This window comes from Halanaerobium hydrogeniformans, assembly GCF_000166415.1.
GTDB classification, from domain to species: Bacteria; Bacillota; Halanaerobiia; order Halanaerobiales; family Halanaerobiaceae; genus Halanaerobium; species Halanaerobium hydrogeniformans.
Genome location: NC_014654.1, coordinates 245,911 through 269,853, shown reverse-complemented (window position 1 = coordinate 269,853; position 23,943 = coordinate 245,911). Strand labels below are relative to the sequence as shown.

The 23,943-nt window shown below is 33.2% G+C and carries 18 protein-coding genes and 1 pseudogene; 3 read left to right on the top strand and 16 right to left on the bottom strand.

Annotation, left to right across the window (positions count from 1 at the left end; all coding sequences use genetic code 11):
- Positions 1-281: 281 nt before the first annotated feature.
- Positions 282-518 carry a hypothetical protein gene (locus HALSA_RS01170; RefSeq protein WP_013404817.1) on the bottom strand — a complete coding sequence of 79 codons (237 nt, stop codon included), beginning with the start codon at positions 516-518 and terminating at the stop codon, positions 282-284.
- 474 nt (positions 519-992) lie between these two features.
- Here HALSA_RS01170 and dcm point away from each other — a divergent pair, with 474 nt between their 5' ends.
- Positions 993-2,213 (top strand): DNA (cytosine-5-)-methyltransferase, encoded by a 1,221-nt coding sequence (gene dcm / locus HALSA_RS01165; protein ID WP_013404816.1) that lies wholly within the window; start codon positions 993-995, stop codon positions 2,211-2,213.
- Positions 2,214-2,339: 126 nt separating this feature from the next.
- Here dcm and HALSA_RS01160 read toward each other — a convergent pair whose 3' ends face one another.
- The 3 genes from HALSA_RS01160 to dptH form a co-directional block, all read right to left on the bottom strand.
- Positions 2,340-3,770, bottom strand: a complete 1,431-nt coding sequence (locus HALSA_RS01160; protein WP_013404815.1) for a Sau3AI family type II restriction endonuclease — start codon at positions 3,768-3,770, stop codon at positions 2,340-2,342.
- A gap of 22 nt (positions 3,771-3,792) precedes the next feature.
- Positions 3,793-4,392, bottom strand: a complete 600-nt coding sequence (locus tag HALSA_RS01155) for an HhH-GPD family protein (RefSeq protein WP_160143036.1) — start codon at positions 4,390-4,392, stop codon at positions 3,793-3,795.
- A gap of 75 nt (positions 4,393-4,467) precedes the next feature.
- Complete coding sequence (dptH, locus tag HALSA_RS01150) at positions 4,468-9,360, bottom strand: DNA phosphorothioation-dependent restriction protein DptH (RefSeq protein WP_013404813.1); 4,893 nt, start codon at positions 9,358-9,360, stop codon at positions 4,468-4,470.
- 68 nt (positions 9,361-9,428) lie between these two features.
- Between dptH and HALSA_RS01145 the strand changes: the two genes are divergently transcribed.
- On the top strand, positions 9,429-10,556 hold the full coding sequence (locus tag HALSA_RS01145) for an IS3 family transposase (RefSeq protein WP_083789279.1): 1,128 nt from the start codon (positions 9,429-9,431) through the stop codon (positions 10,554-10,556).
- A gap of 309 nt (positions 10,557-10,865) precedes the next feature.
- On the opposite strand, the gene dptG (HALSA_RS12565) is transcribed toward HALSA_RS01145, so the two are convergent.
- Positions 10,866-11,687 carry a DNA phosphorothioation-dependent restriction protein DptG gene (dptG, locus tag HALSA_RS12565; protein WP_238524788.1) on the bottom strand — a complete coding sequence of 274 codons (822 nt, stop codon included), beginning with the start codon at positions 11,685-11,687 and terminating at the stop codon, positions 10,866-10,868.
- On the opposite strand from dptG (HALSA_RS12565), the pseudogene HALSA_RS12560 reads away from it, so the two are divergent.
- A pseudogene (locus tag HALSA_RS12560) lies at positions 11,595-12,862 on the top strand (IS3-like element ISHahy4 family transposase). The gene dptG (HALSA_RS12565) and the pseudogene HALSA_RS12560 overlap by 93 nt on opposite strands.
- A 54-nt stretch (positions 12,863-12,916) precedes the next feature.
- On the opposite strand, the gene dptG (HALSA_RS01120) reads toward HALSA_RS12560, so the two are convergent.
- The 11 genes from dptG (HALSA_RS01120) to HALSA_RS01070 all read right to left on the bottom strand — a co-directional run bounded on the left by dptG (HALSA_RS01120) (position 12,917) and on the right by HALSA_RS01070 (position 23,941).
- Positions 12,917-13,645 carry a DNA phosphorothioation-dependent restriction protein DptG gene (gene dptG, locus HALSA_RS01120; RefSeq protein WP_041595741.1) on the bottom strand — a complete coding sequence of 243 codons (729 nt, stop codon included), beginning with the start codon at positions 13,643-13,645 and terminating at the stop codon, positions 12,917-12,919.
- Position 13,646: 1 nt separating this feature from the next.
- The gene (gene dptF, locus HALSA_RS01115; protein ID WP_013404810.1) at positions 13,647-15,833 is read right to left on the bottom strand and encodes a DNA phosphorothioation-dependent restriction protein DptF; all 2,187 of its coding nucleotides are present in this window, start codon (positions 15,831-15,833) and stop codon (positions 13,647-13,649) included.
- 113 nt (positions 15,834-15,946) lie between these two features.
- A complete protein-coding gene (locus tag HALSA_RS01110; RefSeq protein ID WP_041595740.1) occupies positions 15,947-16,333 on the bottom strand; it encodes a hypothetical protein in 387 nt (128 codons plus the stop codon).
- Positions 16,334-16,482: 149 nt separating this feature from the next.
- Positions 16,483-16,860 (bottom strand): HIT family protein, encoded by a 378-nt coding sequence (locus tag HALSA_RS01105; RefSeq protein WP_187323467.1) that lies wholly within the window; start codon positions 16,858-16,860, stop codon positions 16,483-16,485.
- Positions 16,861-16,870: 10 nt separating this feature from the next.
- Complete coding sequence (locus tag HALSA_RS01100) at positions 16,871-19,309, bottom strand: DEAD/DEAH box helicase family protein (RefSeq protein ID WP_238524764.1); 2,439 nt, start codon at positions 19,307-19,309, stop codon at positions 16,871-16,873.
- A 9-nt stretch (positions 19,310-19,318) separates the two neighbouring features.
- Complete coding sequence (locus HALSA_RS01095) at positions 19,319-19,855, bottom strand: hypothetical protein (RefSeq protein ID WP_013404806.1); 537 nt, start codon at positions 19,853-19,855, stop codon at positions 19,319-19,321.
- A gap of 234 nt (positions 19,856-20,089) precedes the next feature.
- Positions 20,090-20,485, bottom strand: coding sequence for a Rid family hydrolase (locus tag HALSA_RS01090; RefSeq protein ID WP_013404805.1), 396 nt, complete (start codon positions 20,483-20,485; stop codon positions 20,090-20,092).
- A 25-nt stretch (positions 20,486-20,510) separates the two neighbouring features.
- On the bottom strand, positions 20,511-21,632 hold the full coding sequence (locus HALSA_RS01085; RefSeq protein ID WP_013404804.1) for an NAD(P)/FAD-dependent oxidoreductase: 1,122 nt from the start codon (positions 21,630-21,632) through the stop codon (positions 20,511-20,513).
- A 32-nt stretch (positions 21,633-21,664) separates the two neighbouring features.
- Entirely contained in the window at positions 21,665-21,997 is a 333-nt protein-coding gene (locus HALSA_RS01080) for a (2Fe-2S)-binding protein (RefSeq protein WP_013404803.1), read from the bottom strand.
- Between the two features lie 50 nt (positions 21,998-22,047).
- Entirely contained in the window at positions 22,048-23,625 is a 1,578-nt protein-coding gene (locus HALSA_RS01075; RefSeq protein ID WP_041595870.1) for an FAD-dependent oxidoreductase, read from the bottom strand.
- The gene (locus HALSA_RS01070; RefSeq protein ID WP_013404801.1) at positions 23,612-23,941 is read right to left on the bottom strand and encodes a (2Fe-2S)-binding protein; all 330 of its coding nucleotides are present in this window, start codon (positions 23,939-23,941) and stop codon (positions 23,612-23,614) included. The genes HALSA_RS01075 and HALSA_RS01070 overlap by 14 nt, the downstream gene beginning before the upstream one ends.
- Positions 23,942-23,943: the final 2 nt, after the last annotated feature.

Genomic DNA, 23,943 nt, shown 5'->3' with positions numbered 1-23,943 from the left:
TTTTATAAAAAAAGAACTGCTTAAATTTAATATTTAGCTTAACAAAAAAGCATTTGTTGTGTTCGGTAATATTTTCTCTGATGAGCAAATTTCAGGTGCTTCAATCCATAGATTGGTGCACCCCGACCTTTTGCTTGTCCTTCCTCGCGAAAGTCTCAGAGAAACAAATATTCATTAATTAAAAGAGCCCAAAATTAACTTTAATTTTCCCAAATTGGGAGACTGTTAAAAAGACTTGCAAAAATCTGGAATTTAAACTTGCAAAAAAACAATTTTAATTTTTAATCCAAGTTCCTATATTCATTTATCATCTTTTCGATATTTTTGTCCCCATATTTTTTAAAAGGATCCACTGCAAATCTGGAACTTTCATCTGTAAGCGGATTCCAAATATCATAACCTTCAAATCTAAAAGTTATCATTTTATTGATAACTTCATCAAACTCGCCATCTGCTTGTTCTAATAAACCTCTATTATAATCAACTATTTCTTCTAATAATTCAAAATGATCATCCATTATATTTCCCCCTTATTAATTATATATTATAACATAACACCATATAAATAATAAGTATTATTTTATGATGGTCCTGCTCTATATATAAATCATTTAATTTTTTGTGTGTGCTAAGCCTATTGCCATTAACCAAACTAATTTGATTAATAAATAACACTGACATCCTTATCGTTTTTGATGTTATTTTTTTATTTATAATTTAAAAGGAAAAAATTTCTTACAAGGATTGAGAACCTATCTTATGCTTGCATATCAAAAATATAATTAACCAAGTTAATATATTTTTATGCAAACCTTTTATTGCTTATAAGTGGATAATTGGAGTCTAATAACGAACGCTTGATTTTTATGTACATGTGTTTGATTTAAGTTTTTTTTTATGTTATAATTATCGAAGAAACAATTTGTAATTATTATTATTTTATTATAATATTATATACATAAATGTTTTAATATGAGGGGTTTTGATATTAAATGAAAAAAACAGTTTGTGAACTTTTTGCAGGAGTTGGTGGTTTCAGGTTGGGTCTTGAAAAAAGCTCAGAAGAATGGAAAACCGTTTGGATGAACCAATGGGAACCAACAAGAAAATCACAATGGGCTTACGAATGCTACATAGAAAATTTCGGCAAAGATAAGGCTATCAACCTTTTTAGTAATACAGATATAAGCGAGGTAGATACCTCGGTCATCCCTGATCATAACCTTTTGGTAGGTGGATTCCCCTGTCAGGATTATTCCGTTGCAAGGACTAATGCTGAAGGTATCCGAGGCAAAAAAGGGGTATTGTGGTGGGATATTCATAGGATTTTAAAAGCTAAAAAACCGCCCTTCGTATTGCTTGAAAATGTAAATAGATTATTGAGATCACCTTCCGATCAGCGAGGTAGGGATTTTGGTATTATGCTTTCTTCTTTAAACAACCTTGATTATACGGTTGAATGGCGTGTAATAAATGCTGCCGATTATGGCTTCCCACAAAAAAGAAGACGAGTTTTCATTTTTGCAACCAGGAAGAACACCAATTATGCCAAAATATATTTCGAAAACAATGGTATGGAGATAATCACTAAAGATGGATTTTTTTCTTCTATCTTTCCCATAGTCGAAAATGAAAAATACGAGATGAATTCTACAAAGGTTCCAGAAAATCTTGTAGATGCTACAAAAAAATTTGAGTTCGATTTTGAAATAGCTGGATTTCAAAAAGATGGTGAGATATATACAAGTGCAGTTGATCCAAAAGAGGTGGGCGAGGCAAAAAAAACTAAGATTAAGGATATCCTGGAATCTAATGTGCCAAAAAGATATTATTTATCTGATAAAGAACTTGAAGATTGGGAATACATGAAAGGTGCTAAAGCCGAAAAAAGGGTAGCCAAAAATGGTCATGAATATACATTCAGAGAAGGGGCTATCCCATTTCCGGATTCGGTTGATGAACCTGCAAGGACCATATTGACCAGCGAAAGATCTAAAAATCGGAGCACACATATAATTGAAGATGAAGATACGGGCAAATTAAGAAAATTAACACCTAAAGAGTGTGAAAGGTTAAACTGCTTCCCCGATGGTTGGACGAACACCGAAACGATGTCCCACTCATTTAGATACTTTGCGATGGGTAATGCATTGGTTGTTGGTTTAATCGAATTGATGGGAGAAAAACTTGAACAAATTATCGAAAATGAATAATATAAAGAAGGTAATAACCCCTTCTTTATATTATTTGTCCATATATATTTTTCCATTTGCATTCAAATTATTCAAGAATTAATGATTTACTTATTAGGTATCATTAAATTAGCTCATTTAAAAATATCATGCATTTATTTGTTCGGCAATATAGTCGTTGTTGAACCAAAAGGAATGTTTAGTGTATCCTTGCATATCGAATGTGTCGGGTAGTGGAGATGTGTCTTTTTTGTTTTTAGCATGGGGTCTGACATGTATAACCTCGCTTAATCTATGGCTTTTGGCGGGAAAATTAGTCCGTCTAATACCGTTTTTCGTTACCTTTTTTATTATCCCCTTCCCGTCTTTACCTTTCACCATTATATCATGCATTTCTTCCCAAACAGGTCGAGCTTTTTCTATATCTTCTGCAGGCATATTCCACAATTTAACTTTTTTAAGCTTTAAATTTTTCTTAGTATTCTGTACTCCTATTTTATCGAATATCACGAAAAAATATTTCGTATTTTCTAACCTTTCGTACAATTCGGAATGCAACCAATCCGATTCTTTCAGTTCTATATAGTCGAATGTCGGTAAGGACAGACTCTCGATAGGTATACCTTTTCTATTCAGACGCATAGTCTTAATCTTGATTCCCGCTTTATTGAATTCCTCTATGTTATCTTCTGAATCTACTCCCATTATTTCATTAGCCAAAATATTTAGGTATTGTTTTGAAGTACCTAAGTCAACTTCGAGTTGTTTTTCTATCTCATCAACCCTCATTCCAATATAAGGTTCAAATATATCTTGCAATTTTTCTTTTAATGACATTTCTGTATCCAAAAGCGCCTTTTCTTTCCTATCACTTCTTTTTTTATACAAACTATTAAACACTTCATCCATATAGCTTCTTTTAAGAGAAAACGCTCTCGGTTTTGCTTCGTGTTCAGAATAAGGTTGGGCTGTTCTATCAGAAGAAGATGCTGCTTTCGTGCAGGCACCCAAATATAGAGTATCTCCTTCAGATATTTTGTGAGCATCTCCTTTCTCTATTTTGCGTTTTATCTTCTTCCAATCATCTCTAATTATATTCATGTCTTTCTCAGGTATGGTCCATAAACTGACCAACAAAAATTTATAATCAACAACATTAAGTCCTTCCTTATACATATAGAACATCAATAATAACAAGGTTATCTTGGGAAGCAAAGTATTATCATCCCAATCTTCCTCTGCCAACTTGAAATAATCTATTTTTTTTATAACCAATCTTTCTTTAACGGATAACCCTTCTTTTTTAATGATCATATCAGAAGACTTGTTTTCCCTGATCTTCTTGATCGGAACCACCTTCAGTTCGACACCGTTATCACCAGCTTTAGGAAAATCAGGCCTCTCATCGGAATTATTTTCGAATCCAAAATGTAACCTTTCGACCAATAAACCCAAACGCCCTTTGTTCTTTTCGTTCAAACAGCCGTATCTCGAATAAAGATCATTTATGCTACTACCTTCGAGTTTTTTCGCATGTTTTTCTATGGATTCGGAGGAACTTATATCATAATAAACCATATTTTATACACCTCATTAACTATTAAGGATATGAGCAATCAGAACTTATCAAACACTCAGAACATTTGGGTGATAAAGCTTTACATATCAGGGAAGCGAAATCTAACAATGCATAGTTGAACTCAACATATCTATCATTCGGTAGAATCTCTACCAGTTTGCTCTCGACTTCGTGTTTATCAATCCCATAAAATCGTTTCACTATACGGGATGTATTGGTATCTACTATGGGTAACCTTTTTTCTTCACCGAAACACAAGGTCGCATTAACTATGTAGTCACCCAAACCATCTATTTTCGATAAAACATCTTTTGTGAAAAAATTTTCTTGGTCCTTTTCCTCATATGCCAAACAAATATTTTTAAGAACCTCATATCGCCTATTCTGCAAACCCAGATGTGAAAGATGCCCCATGATTTCTTCTTTATCTGCTTCTAAAATATCTTTAGGAGAACCAAAATTATCTATAAACTCACGATAAACCTTTACGACATTATCGCTCCTCGTCCTCTGCAAAAAAAGTTCTGCAATCAGAACGTGAAAGCTATTGTCCGTTTCACGCCAAGGATAGTCTCTTTTATTATTTACATACCATTCCAACAAAATATCAGAAATCTTCAACTTTAACACCACATTCATATAAGTTTATTTAAGCTCCACGAAGAAGCTATAACCTCGCGGAGCCAATATATAATATCAATCCTGTCGCCCTTTGAAAGATTCTATGTCGACGACCATGCTCCTAACCCCCAGTAAACTGTCAGACCTTTCATCGAACACATGTCCTTTGTTCACACATCTTCCCTTTATCAAATTCTTAAGTTCTTGTTTCCAACTATTTTTATCTTCGAAATCTGAAGCAATCGAATTGATCTCATTATCAGGAGGCTTAAAGTATATCTTTTGACTGGCCATCTGTAACCTTGAAATCTCATCCTTGTTCAGTTGTCCTTGTAAAAACTGGGTTGAAAAAATACCAGAAAACCCAAATTTTCTCCCCTCGGTAAGTATCTTTGCTGTGGGAGATTTGGAACTATGATCAAGGTTTTGTGCCTCATCTATGATCAAAGTCAAAGGATTAGCTTCGGAACCATGTTGTTTTTTGTAATACCAAAGATCCCACAACAGAAACTCGCTTATCAAGAGTTGAATGTCCGGGGGAAATCCCATCAATTGAATTATGCTGATGTTCCCATCATTTTGATCTATTTTTTTCCAGCTGAAATCTTCATCGAATTTAAAAGGATGTTTGTTAAAGAATGAATTCAATTGCGAAAGGGCCGTTTTAGAATATCTCGACTCTTGTTTTTCCAGATTCTCTCTTAGTATATCGAAATCCATCTTATCTCCATGTTCCTCTATACCGATTTGGACCGCATTATATATGCTGTTCAATTGTTGTATACCCAAGGTTGGATATATCGCAGATATTACCGACTTTATGCGCTCGGCTACATCGAAAGGTTCTTCTTTCAAAGTCATCTCTTCATCTAAAACGATATCGTTCCTCTTGAAAGGATTTATTCCTATCTTATCTTTGATGAGATAATATTGTTTCAATCTGTCACCAACTCTTGACTTGAAATGTTCTTCAAGTTGCGCTGACTTGAAACCATCTGTATAATCGATTACCAAACTAGGAATGTTGTTCTTCGATAATTCGTACAAGATGGTCTGAATCAAATAAGTTTTACCTTGTCCAGATTTCCCCGAGATAAGAAGATGCCTATTCGGAAGTTTGGGATGGCCAAATTCCCAATATATCTTCTTTTTTGAGCCTTTAACCGCCCCCAAATAAACGCGGATATCGGAAAGGTTTGTAATATCTGATTTTTTATTGGATTCTTCAACCTGGTCTTCATCGTCATCTCCTTCAACAGATGCTCCGGTTTTAAGTTCCTCTTCATCTTCACCAGGCAATTCATCATTCCCCGAATCTTCAGCCCCAAGTTTTTTTACGCCCCCATCCGTTTCAGTGTTAAATTCTTCATCTTCTATATCATTCCCTTCCCGGTTCGTATCTTTCCCCTTAGAGGACGTCCTTGCTAATTTATTAGATAATACATCCTCGGATCTTATATCGTAGACATCTTCGACGAAGCGTCCCCTAATATCTTCAATTTTGATGCTTAAACCTGTATAAATATGTTTTTCACTGAATCTTAAAATGTTCATATCCCCTTCGAGGTTGCAGGCGCTGAAATTTAGCTGGCTTTCGAATGAAATCACGGTACCTTTACCGATCAAACCTTCCAGCTCATCACTTATGATATAATCATCACTAGCCAATCTATTCTTTACATCGTTCAATACATCAAGTTTATTTTTATCAAAAATACCTAGCCTTACCATATTTTTTACGTTCGAGACGTATAGTTGCATGAAAAAGTTTCTATAAAACTGGTTTATAAAAACTTTTCTTCCTGAATCTAGTTTAAAACTAAGGTTTTGACGAAACACATCATATATTTTGCCAACTTGGTTTTTACCTTTGCTGATTTTATTGGTGCCAACCTTTACCTCAACGGGATAAATATATAATTTTAAGTTATCTTCATAGGTATCTATACCTAGGAACAAAAGATCATCGGACATTTCTCCTTTTACATTTAAATTGCTTGCGGAAAACAATCCATCTTTCTTCTTTATCCCTGCTATACCGGCTATCCTTAATATCTCTTCCAAAGAAATAGGAACCCATAATATGTTATCTTCTTCAAGAAAAGCGAGCATATATTTTATCGCAACTATCTCGCTCAACTTAGATCTTTTATAATCATTTTTTTCCCTTAAAATGTTCAACAGCCAATCTCCATTAATAGAATTAAAGATGTTGATTATATCTTCCAAAGTTTCATCATTATATTCCACACCTTCATAATCATCCAAAAATGACCCTATAATATCTTTATATTGTTTAGATTTATTGGTGATCGTGATAGCATCCAACCTATCAAAATCTGTATACTGATCACTGTAATGTAATACAATTGTCTTATCATCTATATTCTGAAAAAAATCTATGTCGACGATTGGATTTATGAAGGTGACCCACATAGATTCATCCAAAGCTTTCTTGATCCGGTCTTCCTTTTCGAGCGAATATATCGAAACCAGGCTTTCATTTTTGTGATAAGGATCTTTGGCCTGATTATCCAAATTTCTCGTAAGTTCGTTCAAATTTTTTGCCGTCTCTACCAATAGATTATTTTTATAATCATAGTTTTTCAGACCGAAACCCATCCTATAATCATCATCTTCAAAACGTGACTTTATCGATGCTTTAAGACCTTCCATGGATAATCCAGATTCCAAGTTATCCATACCATAAGCTGCGAATTTATTCTTTTCTTTAAATTCATAAAAAGAAATGTGAGCATATTTAAAATTATTATTTTCCACAAAATAATACTTGATAGATTTTCTTATGTTCAAGATCACATCGTATTTACTGTAGGTTTTTACATCTAATTTTAAACCAAGGAACTTTTCTATTTCTTCGATGGTATCCAAGGAAAATAATTTGTCGAAAGAATTTTTATTATCTTCATCATAAAATTTAATCTCAAATTTGGTCACCTTATTTATATTTTTATGCTCCAATTGTTTCAATAAGTTTTGGATGATTCCCACCAGAATATTTAAATCATTCTCAACATTTATGATATTTATCTTAATCGTTGGACGGACCTTGCCTTTGAATATATAATTAAAATGTTTAAAGAATTGATCTATCTTTTCATCTATAATCAATGATATATAATCATGATAATATTCATTCTTTAGGTTCTGGATATCTTCGAATATGATCCATTCTTTTGCATCGTTTTGATTTACAGGTTTCATCTTCCTTTCACCATCGACCATATATGGGATAAGATTCATGGGATTCAATTGGTCCAATATTTTAGAACTTATTATCTCACCATCTAAATAATCGTTTACCTTGATCTGATATATCAGGTTCAAAGGGTGCAAGGGTGTAAATAAGACTTTATTATTTGTCTCGATTGTACCTATTTTGAAAAGGTTTTTTTCTTTATTTTGCAAAATAGATCCTTCCGCTATATCGTTAATTCTTTTGTTAAAGATCTTTATAAAGTCTATAACCAGTTCTTTCAAACTATCATCCATATATGCCAAGCTAGGAATCAATTCATTTTCTTTATAATAATCTGTTATCCTAAAAAAACCTTCTTTGACCTCATTCGGCAGTTCAAGATCTTCACCATAAATTTTTTGATCTCTAAGCGATCCATATATGATATTTTGATCTATCATATACTTTTCATATTGGATATATTTCTTGAATTCAGAGTATAATGAAAATTCCTGGTTTTGGAACCTAACCTTCCCATCAATAAACTCGAAATGAGAACTTTCCTCCCTCTTCTTTTTCCATATCCATTTGGATGGTTTAGGAACGATTTTTTTATCCTCATCTTTTACCAGAAATGGTACCTGATGACCATCTATCGTAAGATCAAATCGAAATTCGTCACCCTCCCAAAATTCTTTGTTTAAATCTATAAAAGAAGCATCTTCTTCTATGATTTCAACCCCTTCATTCTTACTAACAACAGAATAATCTAAAGGGATCTTGAAGCCGTCATATTTATCTTCCAATTCGATATATTCATTTCTATTCGAAGCTTTAATTCTATAATCAGTCTTTATATCTCTTAACGATTCTTCAGAAATTGGTAAATTAGCAACATAAAATTTATAAGTTGAATGGGTTTTACCTTTATGCCTATAAATAGCGCTCATGAATTTTGGTTCATCCGCTTCTTCGATTTCAAAATATAAACGCTTACCTCCCTTTGTTTCTATAACATCTTCACTTCTAGGGGCAATGAACTCTTTTCCTAAATATTGATCGAATTCAAACTCCAGCGTATAGTTTTTCAAACCGGCTTTATTGAAAACCACTATATGTCTTTTTCTTTGTCCCGCCTTTGTTTGGCTACCTGGTTTTTCCCAAATATCTAAATCTCCATGAAGTCTTTTATCATCCAAGCCAAGATAAACCAGAGGCTCAAAATTATTTTTGTTATCCAATGACTTTTTCAAATCACCGTAGTTGCTCAATTTCCAATCATCACCTGATAACTTTTCCGCACCATCCGAATCAAATTTATCTGCTAACTCCTCATCTGAATTTCTATTCTTCTTTATAGATTCTACCGTTTCATAAATCTTGTTATTATCTATCAGACGTTCTTTCATCTTGGCCGGAGGGAATCCTGATAAATCATGATCTGGAAAAATATCGAAAATTTGATATTCGATATTTTCGATATTCCCTTTTTGTATGAAAGATAATACCTCCTCAAGATCCCAAATGAACCCTTTACCCTGGTTCTTTACCGAAATATTCTCCATATGGAATTTCAATATCTCTTCCTCATGTTTTTTTAAAGATGATTCTGCCATATCCTCTACTAAATTCTCGTAAATGCTACCATAGTATAGGGGTTGTCCCTCATCCAGAAGATCTTTTGCTCCACCTAGTATGCTGTCTACCTCCTCGTTGAATACGAATAATATAGCGGCATCCTCGAATTTATCATGGTCCTCATAAAGCATTGGATCGGGTATAATTAATTAAACAGTTTTTTCTCGGACATGATATAATAAGATAATAACAAACTAAAATGGAGGAAAATATCATGCCTACAAAATATCCTGAAGAAATCAAAAGAAAGGTTGTTGCTCTGGCCAATAATGGTAAAAATCAAACTGAAATACTCAATGAATATGGAATGGCAAGGTCCACACTTCATAAATGGATAAAAGACTATAATAACTCAGGGTCATTCAGCGCTAAAGATAATAGATCTGATAAAGAAAAAGAATTAATTAAATTACAAAAAGAAAACAAGCAGCTTAAAATGGAGAATGATATTTTAAAGACAAGCGGCGCTGATAATGGGACGAAAGTAGCAGTCATTAAGGCAAACAGGGATAAATACAGTATTAGCGCCATGTGCAGAGCACTCAATATATCAAGGGGTATGATCTATTATACCCCTAAGAAAAAACAGGTTAACATTGAACTGGAAAGTGAAATAATTAGAATCTTTAAAGAAAATAAAACTCATTATGGAACCAGAAAAATCAAAAGAAAACTAGCTAAAAAAGGCTATCAGGTATCCAGACGCAGAATAGGTAAAATAATGAAAAAATATGATCTGGTTTCCACTTACACTAAAAAGCAATACAAAGTCCATTCTCCAAGCTGTAATGAAGATAAAATAGCTAATGTTGTAAACAGAGAATTTGATAAAAAAGAAGCTCTAGATGTTGTTGTCAGTGACCTAACCTATGTTAATGTAAAGGGCAAATGGAACTATATCTGCCTGATAATTGACCTCTTTAACCGCGAATTTGTTGGTTATGCAGCAGGCAAAAAGAAAAATGCTGAATTAGTAACTGAGGCTTTTAAAAGTATTAAAAGACCACTGGATCAAATTAATATTTTACATACTGACAGAGGTAATGAATTTAAAAATAAAGCAATCGATGATATTTTAGACAACTTCGATATTGAGCGTTCTTTAAGCAATAAAGGCTGTCCTTATGATAATGCAGTTGCAGAAGCAGCCTTCAAAGTAGTTAAGACTGAATTTGCTTATGATAGAATCTTTAATAGTTTTCAAGAGCTGGAATATGAGCTATTTGACTATGTTAACTGGTATAATAACCACAGAATCCACGGGTCATTAGATTACCTAACACCTGTTGAATATAGATATTTAATGTTCGATAAAAAATTGTTGTAAAAAGGGTTGACAATCCACATATTTCTTAAGATTATCAAATAATTGGGAGTTATACCATCAACGGTGGCAGCTATAATAAGCTTTTTTCCGTTTAAATCGATCGATTTTGTGGTATAAACCTCATAAGATTTCCCATCATGCTCATGTTCATATACGAAATCTTTCGCTCTATCATTTTCACATAAGGTCTGATAAAAACTTTTTACATCGTCTTTCTCTTCGAATTGTATATAATATCTCTCACCACTACCTAGATTATTCTCAAAACTTTCGAAAGTTTTCTCGATCAAATATTCATAAAATTGTTGCTTATAAGATTGGTTTAACATATTGGGCATCACCACTATCACTTTTTTTGTCTAATACGTTTATCTTATTCAAAAAATCTATTACTTCATGTTTAGAATATCTGTCCAAATAAATACCCCTTTCTTCATACCTTAGAAAAAGTTCTTTAATTTTTATCCTTTTATCTTTGACACATATGGTAGTCAAAAACAAAAGGAAGTCTTGCGTTATATTACCAACATAAGATAAAGGTCCTCTGCTTTTTAAAAAGAATCTTTTACCTATTTCGTCGAACGGCAGAAAATATCTCGATTGGGTACCGCTTAGTTTAGGGTTTTCGTGCACCTCACCTAAAGAATCTATAAGCGCATTTTCCAGTCCTTCATAGTCATCTGCTAAAGTTTTCTTATCTAAACCTCTTTTCTTTCTATATGCAAAAATCCAAGCTTTAACGGTTTCCAATAATTCTTTTTGAACATCCTCAGACATCTCATAAAAAAGATTCCTCAATTCATAAAAGGTCTTACCTTCCTCATCGAACAAAAAATTCAAATGCTCTAATGCATACATCCATAATAATAATTTATCTGATCCCGATTTGATTAATTTTGTGTATCCATGTTCATATGACTTCCTCTTTTTGCTTGCCGATTCCCAATTAAGAATATAATAGATTTCTATATAGCCCCCTAACAGAATTGGAGAAAAAGTTTGAAAGTGATATACTCTAATTACAAGGGGGAAACACCAATGGCAAACAGAAAATATTCCGATGAAACTAAAGAACAAATTGTAAAAGAATGTCGCGAAATAGGTAACACAGCTCTTGTAGCAAGACGACATAATATTTCTAAGCATACTGTTTACAGCTGGGTCAAAAAAGCTAAAGAAACAGGATCAGTTAGATCTCTTCCTAAAGATGAAAAAAAGCAAATGAAAGAGATAGAAAATAGATTAAGTAAAATGAGCGATGAAAATGATAAGCTCAGAAAAATTGTAGCAGAAAAAGAATTAGAATTAGCGATTTTAAGGGAGTTGAGAGATAAAGTAAACCCCCGATAGCCCTCAAAGTTCAGATTGCATCAAAGTGGATAAATAAAGGGTATAAAAATCTCTATTGTTTTAGACTTTGTTGGGCTTAATTCTTCCACTTACTACAGTAATATAAATAGAAAAACTGAGAGTGAAAGTACTAATAGCAGCAATTCCAATAATCCTCAAGGAAGACCTGTCCCTGGGTATTCTCTAACTGAATCAGGTGAAAAAATATCTGATGAACAGATTAAAGAATGGCTCTTAGAACTGGTTGCAGGAGATGGCTTCCCTTATGGTTACAGGAAACTTACAGTCTGTTTAAAAGAAGACTATAACTTGAAAATAAATAAGAAAAAAGTATACAGGTTATGCAAAGAACTGGATATATTAAGATCGCAAAGAAAAATCAAAAATTTAGACCTAAAAGATTGCAAAACAGGAAGAAATTACAGAACCAAATCAACTCTGGCAGATGGATTTAAAATACGGCTACATAAATGGAACAGATCAGTTCTTTTTCCAGATGTCAGTAATTGATGTCTTTGATAAGACTGTTATAGATTATCACCTGGGACTAAGCTGTAAAGCTAAAGATACCTGCAGGGTATTAAAGGCTGCTTTAAATAAAAGAAAGCTGTATAAAGGCATGAATTTGCCTAAAATTAGAACAGATAATGGACCACAATTTGTCTCTAAATTATTTGGAGACACCTGTGAAAAACTGGGGGTAGAGCATCAGAGAATTCCAGTTAGAACACCTAATATGAATGCTCATATAGAATCATTTCATTCGGTTTTAGAAAAAGATTGTTATTCAATTAATGAATTCAGTAGTTTTATTGACGCCTATAAAAAAGTACAGTGAGTATATGAATTATTATAACAACAGATACCGTCATGGCAGTCTTAATGATATGCCTCCAGCAAAATTTTATAAACTGGCTAAAGCAGAAAAAATAGTTGCTGAACCAGTACTCGCCTAAATCAAAAAATGAGAAACTAAGAATGAGCGAGCTTAACAAACATATTTTCCATATTTAGGGGGTTGAACCGATTTCATGTTTTTTCTCCTCGGATTCTTTTTTAAGGTTCAAATAAAGTTGGGTTATATAATAAAAATAGTAATATGATAAAAGTCGGTTGAAATTATCGATAAAATAATCCTCATCTTTCAATAAATATTGAAAATCTTCCATGAAAAGATCTGAAATATGATCAAGTTTTTTGTCATATTTTTTCTTCTTTTCTTTGTTATCTTTTAATAGGTCAAAATTTTGAATAAAAAATTTTGTAAGCACAATATCCGGTTCAGAGTTCAATATAACATTTTTGATTTCATCTTTTTCTTCCCAGAGAACATCTCGTATGAATAAAGCTATATCTGTCTCCCCTTTGCTTTCATTACCAGTGCTCAAAGGTAGATAAGAGAAAAGCTGAGGCGATAAAATCTCAAGCTCTCCTTCGGGATAAACATATTCGAGTAACATGTTCTCGAACTTTTTTTCCAATCCATCATCGATATCTAAATTTTCGTTATCTACCATTTTCTTAATAGATGATTTTATAGAATAATCATCTTCGAGTTTCTTATCAGTTATTAAACGACAAAACTCTCCAGTCACACCATCAAAACCTTTTTTAAATTTAGCCCTTTCAGGATTTCTCGTTGTAAAAGGAAAAAGGTTTACTTTTTTACCCTTATTATGTTTTAATTTCTTGTCATAATTCAAATATTTCTTTAATTCTTCTAAACGTTTAGCGTACATATCAACACTCCTTGAAATTAAAATATTCGAAGGCTTCATCATATTCGAAAATATAGAAACCGTCATCTTCTATATCATTTAATAAAACCTCTTGATCTCCATCACCGAATGACATTACCTGCTCTATAAATTTTACCAACTTGATGGATTCCTCCTTATCTGAAGAAGTCTGGATGTATCCTTTGTTGATATCTTCTATAAAATCATATAAGGGGAAATCTATATTGATTTTCGCTATTTTATTTTTTGTGTTTTTATTCTTCAATGCCAAGGTGAAGTATAATTTAAATTTGTTCACTTTTGCTTTCTTTTCATGTTCGATGTGTTCGGTGTAGCTTTCGACATTTAATTTTTGAGCTATTTTTATCTTTTTGAATTTTGAATCCATGTATTTATATCTTTCATTCCCTGGTACTTCACCATTCCAACGCGATACGGTATCTATCAATTTTTTTTGTATATCCTTTAATCCTTTCTTATTACCCGTATAAAAAGAGAACAAGTAGTTCATGAAATTATTATATTCCTCATCATCAAAATGAAAATTACTCTCTCTATTAAAAAAATAAAATAATCTTATAAATGTTTTAAATATTTGACTTTGTAAGCCCTCATCGAGTTCTTTGAAATCACCAAGGTTTTTTAGATAATCTATTCCTAGAATGTTCAAATCAATATCAAGGTTCTCAGAGAAAAAACCATGTATATCGTTCGAGTTTGATAAGGATAAAATTTTATTGTCCAATACTTTATTATTCGTATTATAAGGATCGTTCCCGTTTAATCCCTCCAAAAAGTCGGAACGATTGGAAAAATCGAACAATAAATTTACTATGTGATTGTTCAATTTTTTTTCAATTTCTTTTTCTTTGATGTTTTCAAAATCAGAAACTATCATATCATCCCCCTCATATTCGGGAGGTACTATTATGTTGTAGAAAAAATCCAATAAATTTCTTATAGGCAAGAATATTTTATCCTTTATTATCACCTTAATGATCAAATTTATCAACCTACGCTTAAAGATAGGTTGACTTAATATCTCAAAATTATTTAATATAGTGTAAAATTCGTTCTTATCCACATCTTTTAAATATGCAGCATAAAAAGGATTCTCTTCATCTTCATAGCACAATCTTTCAAGCAATCCGTCCATCAAATCGGATGTCGCACCTTCTTCACCGATTGCGAACGGAAAATAATCCGTGAAATTTATTATCTCAAAATATTTGCTTTCAATATTTAAGGTTGAATTATTCTCCTCAAATAATTGTGAAGATTCTATAAAATTTTCGAATTCACCAAATTCTTCAATCCGGTCATCCTCTAAAAATTTGTTCAAAACGCCAATATTTATCGCCAATAAAATATTTTTTCTCGAACCTTCTATCTTTTCATCTTTATATGAGGATAATAATCTGTATAGTGTATCGATATCGGTATCCTCAGGATTAAAACTCGCTGTAGCATCATTATGTATATGAAAATCTTCTAGTAGAGACTTCTTGAAATTGTTCAGATAACTGATCAAATGTGATTTACCATCACCTACGCTACCGCACAATAGCACTAATTTTTTTTGATTACCTTCCTTGGCTTTCTCGAGAATATTCTCCATCTCTTCTTGTATTTTAGTTTCTACATGAAGATATTTTTTAAAATCGTTGAACCGATTTGGTCCTACAACCGCTTCTTTAGCCGGTATACTTAACCTTGTTAACTGATACAAAAGATGGCTACCCTTGATCTTTTTATGTATCTCATATCTTTCTTCTTTCTTCTTAGGTTTTTGGTATTTTGGTTCTTCAAAACTATAATCGATATATAATTCTACGAACCAAACTGCTAAAGAGAATATATCCTCATGTATTTCCAAAACTTCTTCTTGGGTTACATCTGAATCATGCGAGGCCCTGTTCCCGATCTTCCTTATCTTATGTAATTTTGAAATGGTTTCTTCTTCTAGATAATTTTGTCCCATCAACTTTATCTTTTCGAATAGTTTTCTCCCGGCAAAACCATCCTCATCAAAGCCTTCGATATCTATAATGATATCTATCATCTTTTCGATGAATATCCTCATTTTATTAGCAGCACTATTAGGATGGTCATATATCAAGTTTTCTATATCTTCTGCAATTACATATAAGGATTCTTCATATTCCTTTAAAAAACTAAAAGTATTCATCTTAACACCCACCTTAAATCAAAATTGTTAAAGTTATTCTCCATGTTTTCTAATGAGTTTTTAACTATTTTTTCAAAATAATTATTATAATTTAATTTTCACATCAAACCTCATCAATCCCCTATATAATATTTAAATCTATCATTTTCTTTATGCTCAACAATAGTAATTTGTTCATGATTTCTTAATATTTCAAGCAGGGTTGACTCTGGTGTATCATATTTATGTGAACCTAAAAAATTAAGTAAATCTTTAAATTCTTTGAAATCCATTATTGTTTCATGTACATATTCCAAATTTTCCTCTTCCTCGAGCAGTGAATCAACATGATATTTTATAAGTTCCATTTTGTGCTGACCACAAAAATTAATAGCTTCTGAAAGTTTAAAAGTAGAGCGATATTGAGACTCACCGAGCCAATTTAAAACATATTGTTTTAAAAGCATATTCAAAACTCTTTTGACATATTTTTCTGAATTTTCAGGCTGTACTGTCACCAACTAAATTCACCCCCAGATAAAACATAAAACTTTAGCAATATATTGAATAATTAATCTTATTTCCCTTATTTTATTATTCAACAAATATCGACTAAACCCTTCTTTAATTTGCTAAAGTGAAATAATTAACAATAACAATTTTCTTTTATTTAGCCGTCATATTCAACCAGGTTTGGTTTTAGTTTTCTAATACCACCCCTTGGGTTTTCTACATCTCCTTTATATCTTGGTATTATATGTTGATGTAGATGCATTATTGTCTGACCACCGGGATAATTAACATTAACACCAATATTATATCCATCTGGATCATATTTAACTTCAAGTATCTCTTTACACCTTTTAGTTAGTTTAAATATTGCCTCTATTTCAGCTGCTTTTGCCTCAAAATAACTGCTAAAATGACGCTTTGGAATAACAAGTATATGTCCTTTATTGACCGGAAAGTTATCATAAATCGCAAATGCAAGATCGTTTTCAGCTATATATTTATCTTTATCATATTCACAAAATATACATCCCATTATTTTTTGCCCCTTAAATATTTTTTAGCCTGTTATTGTAATATCTCATCTTTCTAAAATCAACTATATCTTTAAAATGTCTACTTAAATCATGACTTAAATAGCTTTTTATATCTTCATGTAAAAGAAATTTCTTATTGATTTCATCATAAATAAAATATTTCTTTTTGCTCAAATATTTAACCGGATTAATTCTGGCTTCCCGAATAAATCTTTTTTTATCCCAATTTTTCCAGCCTTTATGCTTTTTATTATTTAAATCTTTTTGAAATCGCTTATTATTCTTATAAAAGTTCATAAAAGAAAGACCTACCTCTTCAATACTAACTTCTGCTTTAAGTTCTCCATCCTCTAGCAAAGATAACAGGACTGGAATTTTATATAATTTGCTCATCCTTGTGTTTTCTAATTCAAGCAAAAACTCTTCTACAATTGTATCCAACCAGGCTTTTTCTATGTCATTTATTTCTCCAATTTCAGCTAAAAATCTCAGATAACCTTTTTTATAATATCTACTCTTTAAATAATTCTTTACTTCTATGTCACTCCCATTATAGATATCAAGCCGCATTGGTCTTCTACTTAAATAATCTTTAAGCCTGAAATACTCATCTTTCATTCTTGTTTCAAGTGGATCATTTTCTTTCATTTCTTCAAATAAATTAATGAGCCGTAAATCTAGATTTACCTGACACTGCTCTGGATATTCAAAGTCCCCACTGCTCTGATAACTTTCACTATCAAATTCCATAGGATTTTGCCCAGAAAGTAGCAAGGGTAGATAATGGGCCCGCTTATAATTACCTATAAAATCTAACACTTTTAAATATTCTTTATCATGATATTTTCTTAAGCCTCTTCCCAGCTGCTGTAAAAATACTACATAAGATTCTGTTGGTCTAAGAAAGAGAACTGTATCAAGAGCTGGAATATCAACACCTTCATTGAAGATGTCAACAGCAAATATAATTTCTATTCCTTTGTTTTTTAGTTTTTTTACCGCTTTGTTTCTGTCCATATAATATGGGCCTTTTTCATTAGAACTGTGTACACAAACCGCTTTTATCTGATTTTGATTAAAATAATCTGCCATATATTCTGCATGTTTAATAGAAGCACAAAAACCTATGGTTCTTGCTCCGGCATGTTTTTTATAATTATCCAGAATAAGATCAGCTCTTTTGTGAGTAGAAAGAGCTTTTTCCAGTTCCTTGCTGTTATATTTACCATTCTGATAATTAATTTCTTCATAATCTACTTCTTGATCATATATTCCAAAATATCTAAAAGGAACTAAAAGATCACGGTTTATAGCAGTTCTTAAGTCCAAATCGTAAATAAGATTATTATTGCATAAGTCAAAGATATCTTTATTATCCATTCTATAAGGAGTAGCAGTTAAACCAAGCATAAAATCAGCCTCAAAATAGCTTAAAACACTTAGATAACTATCAGCTGCTGCATGATGAAATTCATCAATGATTATATAATTAAACTCTGTTTGAGAAAAATACTCCTCTAGATATCTTTCATTATGTAAGGTCTGGACACTGGCAAAAACAACCTCTCCACCTTTATCCTTATTTTGACCATTAAAAAATGATATTTTCTTATTCGGCTTTATAGCTAAGTATGTATCGGCAGCCTGTTTTAGTATTTCTTCTCTATGAGCGACAAAAAGAACCTTATCATAATCAATAGAGTCAAAAGCGGCTAAATATGTTTTGCCAACCCCCGTTGCAGCAGCAACTATTCCTTCTGAGATCCCTTCTTCTCTGGCAAGTTCAAGTTCATATAATGCCTCTATTTGAGCTCCACGCGGATGTGGTTTTTCTTTTTCTAATATTTGTTCTTTTGATTTTTTAATATAACTTTTTTTATCTATTTCTCTGCTAATACTCGGTTTTTTCCAATCATCTGCATATTTTTTTAGCACTTTATCACTAATAGGGATAGAATAATTATCATATAAATCATTAAATTCAACTAAAAAATTATCAAAAGCTTGCCGGTCTTTTTCTTTCTGAAGACGATAGTTCCATTCTACACCATAATGAAGAGCTGAAAAAGAAATATTGGAAGACCCAATATAAAGCACGTCTTCTGTTTCATTTTTAAAAAAATATGCCTTAGGATGAAAAGATATTTCTTCATCATCAAAAAATTTCAGCTCTGCAAGATCCCCAAGTTCGTTTTTTAAAAGATAAATAGCAGAAGGTTCTGTAATATTTAAATACCTTGAAGTCAAAATCTTGATATCTGCTCCCTTTAAAGCCTGTTTTTTTAAATCTCTGACAAGCAATTGGGCTCCTGATTCTCTAAGGAAAGAAACAATAATTTTAATTTCTTCTGCTTTTTTAAGTTCTTTGATTAAAGAATCATATAAATAAACATCACGACCTGTAATAGCATTTATCATAATTTCACCTGCTAAATTCCATTTATTTTTCACTTAATCCATCTAAAAACTCAAAGCTATACTTGTAGTTAAACCTCTCCGATTATTATAGCCTAGGGCCAGATCATGCCTTGGAGTTAATCCAAAGCTTATCTCAGCTCCATAGACCCAAAAATATTCTGTATCTACAGCTCCCTTAAAGGTCATTGCACTTCCACTATCAGGATCAGCGAGCACCTCAGTTTCTTCAATAATACTGCCACCAAGATTGACCCTGATGCTGCTCCTAGATGTTAACTGCCTTCCTAAAATGAAATAGAGGCCGGTTTCAGAAGAAACATGGCTCCCAATAACTTGATGATTAGAAGGTAGATCATCTCTACCTGGCTTGTCATAATCAGAATCAGTGCTTATACTAAAAACACCAAAGCCCCTTATCAGACCAGAATCATCCCGGTTAATTATCTGCATCCCGAAACTATGACTTTCATATTCTCCACCATAGCCATAATTTAAGTCAAATTTAAAACTGGAGTTTTGAGCAGCTGCTGACCGAGAAAAAATTAAGAGCAAAATTAATATCAATAAAAATTTTTTCAAGCTTTCCACCCCCAGAATATCTGCACTACTTATATTGTATTACAGATGTGATTATATCACAAGACTATGACACCTTATTGTCGCGAACTAATGTTTTTAAAATAAAAAAGTCCTGAAAATCTGCAATTAACTTTGAGAAGGGTGGGGATGAGATAGTAGAGTTTGCAAATTAGCAGTTTGCCCCAGCAAGTTAAAAGAAGATCTTCAGGACTAAAAATAATTAAATTATTAAATTTAAGCATTAATAAAAGCATCAACCTCTATTTCAAGCAGCTGTGTTTCACGGTTCAATTCTTTAATTCCAACCAGGGTAAACAAGGGTTTAATTTCTTTGAAGAATTCAGAATAGGCTTTTATGTATTCAGAACTTCTACCCATATCGACAGCATACATTTTTACTTTGGTTACATCTTTTAAGCCTGCCCCGGCTTTATTTAAATTATCTTCTATTTTTTCTAAAATAAATTTGGTCTGAGCATAACCATCATCTACTCCAAAAACACTGCCATCTGACTGTACAGACGTTGTTCCACCAACATGAACCAAAGGTCCTACCTTTACCACCCTGCTGTAACCAACCTTTTCTTCTAATGGTGCCCCGGAAGAAAAATTTTCTCTTTTGAAATCCATTTTAATAACCTCCTTGTTTTCTAAATTAAGACTTAGGATGAAAACGATCATATTTGAAATTAGCCAGATCTAATGCAGGTTCTTCTTCAACTACCAGGTCAGCCATCAATTCTCCAACAGCTGGAGAAATACCAAAACCATGGCCGCTAAATCCACAGGCTAAATAAAAATTATCAATTGCCTCTACTTTACTTAAGATTGGGAGGTGATCAGGAGTTTGATCAAGAAAACCTGACCAGGTTCTGATCACATTTAAGTCCTTCAAAACTGGAAAATAATTTAAAATAGCCCGTGAAATTGATGGTGCTGTTCTTTCTAAAGTGACCCGTCTTTTTTGATCAAATTTATAGGGTTCATTACCGGTCATTCCACCAAAAACAAATGAACCATGTTCACTCTGATGTCCGTAAAAATCAGAACCCGCTGTTCCTATCATCTGATCAAACATTAATTCTCTGGGCTCTGTTACCATAACCTCTACCAAAAGCTTGCGCATCGGAATATTAACCCCCACAGAAGCTGCAATATACTTAGACTCATAACCAGCAGCTAAAATCACCTTGCTGCTATAATAAGAATTATCTTTTGTTTTAACCCCTGCGATCTTAGCTTTTTCTATCAAAACTGATTCAACTTCTTCCCCGGTAATAAAACTGACTCCTAGTTCTAGTGCCTTTTTATAATAGCCCAGGGTTGTTTTCATTGGATTTGCATGACCATCCGTGGGACAATAACTGGCATATTTAACCTCATCAGAAATATATGGGCATATTTTTTTGACCTCGTCTTTATCAAGTAAATCCAATTCTAAGCTCTGTTTTTTACCTTCAGCCACTATTTTTTCTAGTATTTTGCGATGAGCTTCTGTTTTTCCCAGGCGCAGATTGCCCTCCTGATGATATTCGATATTAACACCCAATTTTTGATCAAGAGTTGGCCAGATATTATTTACAGCATACATAGCCAGGGGAAGTTCTTCTATTTTACGAGCAGATTGACGAACCCCACCCCCATTTCTGCTTGAACCACCTATCCCGATCTCTTCTTTTTCTAAAACTAAAACTTTTAAATTTTTTTCTGCTAGATTATAAGCTATAGCAGAACCTATAACACCTGCTCCCACAATTATTACATCATATTTTTTCACTTAAATTACCTGCCTTTATTTAATTACATTTTTTAACCACAATTATTAAGGTCATCATTGGCATATACCTCCATCTTAATCGGACGCAGAGGTGCCCTTGCTGTAATATCTTTAAATTCATCAGCTGCTACCTTTAATTCTTCTGCCATTATCCTTTTAATAAGCTTTGTACAGGTTCTCCCCTGACATAATCCCATCCCTGTTCTTAAATACTTTTTAAGTTCATCAATTTTGAGCATTCCCTGATGAATAGCCTTTCTTATCTCTCCTTTTGTGATCTCCTCACAACGGCAAATTATCATCTGGTCATCATCTTTTTTAATAAAAGCTTCTTTTTTGAAGCTGCGGACAAGCCTTTTATCCATGTTTCAACCCTCCCCCTGCTTAAAATATCTTTAAGCTAAATTTTACTTTTCTACTCTTTAAAAAATCTGGCCTGATCCACAATTTCATCTTTAACTTTGATCGTTAAAACAGCTGTTTTATCATTTATTTTAGCTTTATTGATTCTGATTATCTCTGCTTCACCAACGATTTTTCCGGATCTATCTAATGCCTTACCTTTACTGCCTAGCTCAGGTAAAGGGGAAAATTCATAAGGAAAAGAAACAGCACTATGATCAGAACTGAAATCCGGATCGATTAAAAATACGGCCTGGCCTGGACAGCCTGAAACACAAAGTTCACAGCCAGAACAGTTAAGGTCTTTATCTAGCTCAGGCAAAGTGACTATATCTCCCTCTACCTTGATACAATCATTAGGACAGATATCCTGACAGGGATTACAGGGAATATTCTGGGTGCATTCCACAACAGGTACTACCCCAGCACTTTTTTCTTTAACCACCCCGGGAAATTGTTTGATTTCCTCTGTTTCAAGATAACCTTTTTTAAGCAAGCTTTTTGATAAGGGATAACCTTCTCTGCTTTGAGATGGATAATCCCAGCTCCCTTCTCCGATTCCGAACATACCCTGTCTTAGCTCTTCTAAGGAATCTTTATAAGCAGGAAATCTTGTTTCGAATTCTACTTGCTCAAGATAGCAGAGCTTTTTAAGTATTGAAACTGCTGCTATTTTACCTTCGATCATGGCAGCACTGGCTTCTTCTATACCGGCGACATCTCCAGCAGCATAAATCCCCTCAACAGATGTTTTCCCATATTCATCACAGACAGGAATCAGATTTCCAGCCGAGCTTTCCATCTGGCAGCCTGCCATCTCTAAAAGTTTAGCCATCGGAGAAAGTCCTACAGCCAGACAGACTGTATCAACATTCAATTCTTTTTCGCTTCCAGCAATATGCTGCCAGTTCTCATCTACTTCAGATATTAAAGCTTTTTCTACTTTTTTATCTCCCTTTACCATTTTAATTGTATGGGAGGTATAAAAAGGGACACCGGTCCTACTCAGTTTTGAGGCATGAACACCATAACCACCAATCTTGGGAGAAGCATCGACCACCGCCTTAAGATTACAGCCGGCCTGGATGAGCTGATAACCTACTACCAGCCCTACATTACCTGAACCGACCATTAGAACCTCGTTACCAGGTTTAACACCTTCTATGTTCATCATGGTCTGGGCTGCACCTGCCCCTATCACCCCGGGAAGTGTCCAGCCAGGAAAAGGAATCATTTTTTCCGAGGCACCTGCTGCAACAATAATATTATAAGCTGAATAATGTTCGATCCTGTTGGCTATTTTGACAGAGATGGTTTTATTTTCAAAAAGTCCTATTACGGTTGCATTTAATTTGACCTCTACCCCATAATCTTCTGCCTGTTTGAGGAGATCTTCACCTATTTTAAAGCCTCTCTCTCTGGCACGATGTTGTTTAGAACCAAAAAACTTATGGATCTGTTTAAATAATTGACCACCTGGTCTCTGGTTCTCATCAAAAACTATTACCTGCATTCCTTCAGCTGCTGCTTCTATTGCAGCTGATAATCCAGCCGGGCCTGCTCCTATAATTATTAGCTCATATCTTTTCATTGTCATTATCGCCCTTCCTGGATAATCCATATTGGGTTTCTACAACCATGCCTGCTTTAAGAGGTTCAACACAGGTTCTTACATTGAACTTACCATCAACGATCATTACACAATCAGTACATCTTCCGATAGCACAAAAAATTCCTCTAGGCTTTGACTTTTTTCTGGTATAGCGGTGGACCATTATCCCATTTGCTTTTAAGGCTGCAGCTATGCTCTCTCCTGAGTATCCTTTGAGTACTTTGTTATCAAATTTAAATTCAACTAACTTTTCTTTTTTGAAGTCTTCTATAATTGGATGATTTTTTATGCGCACCT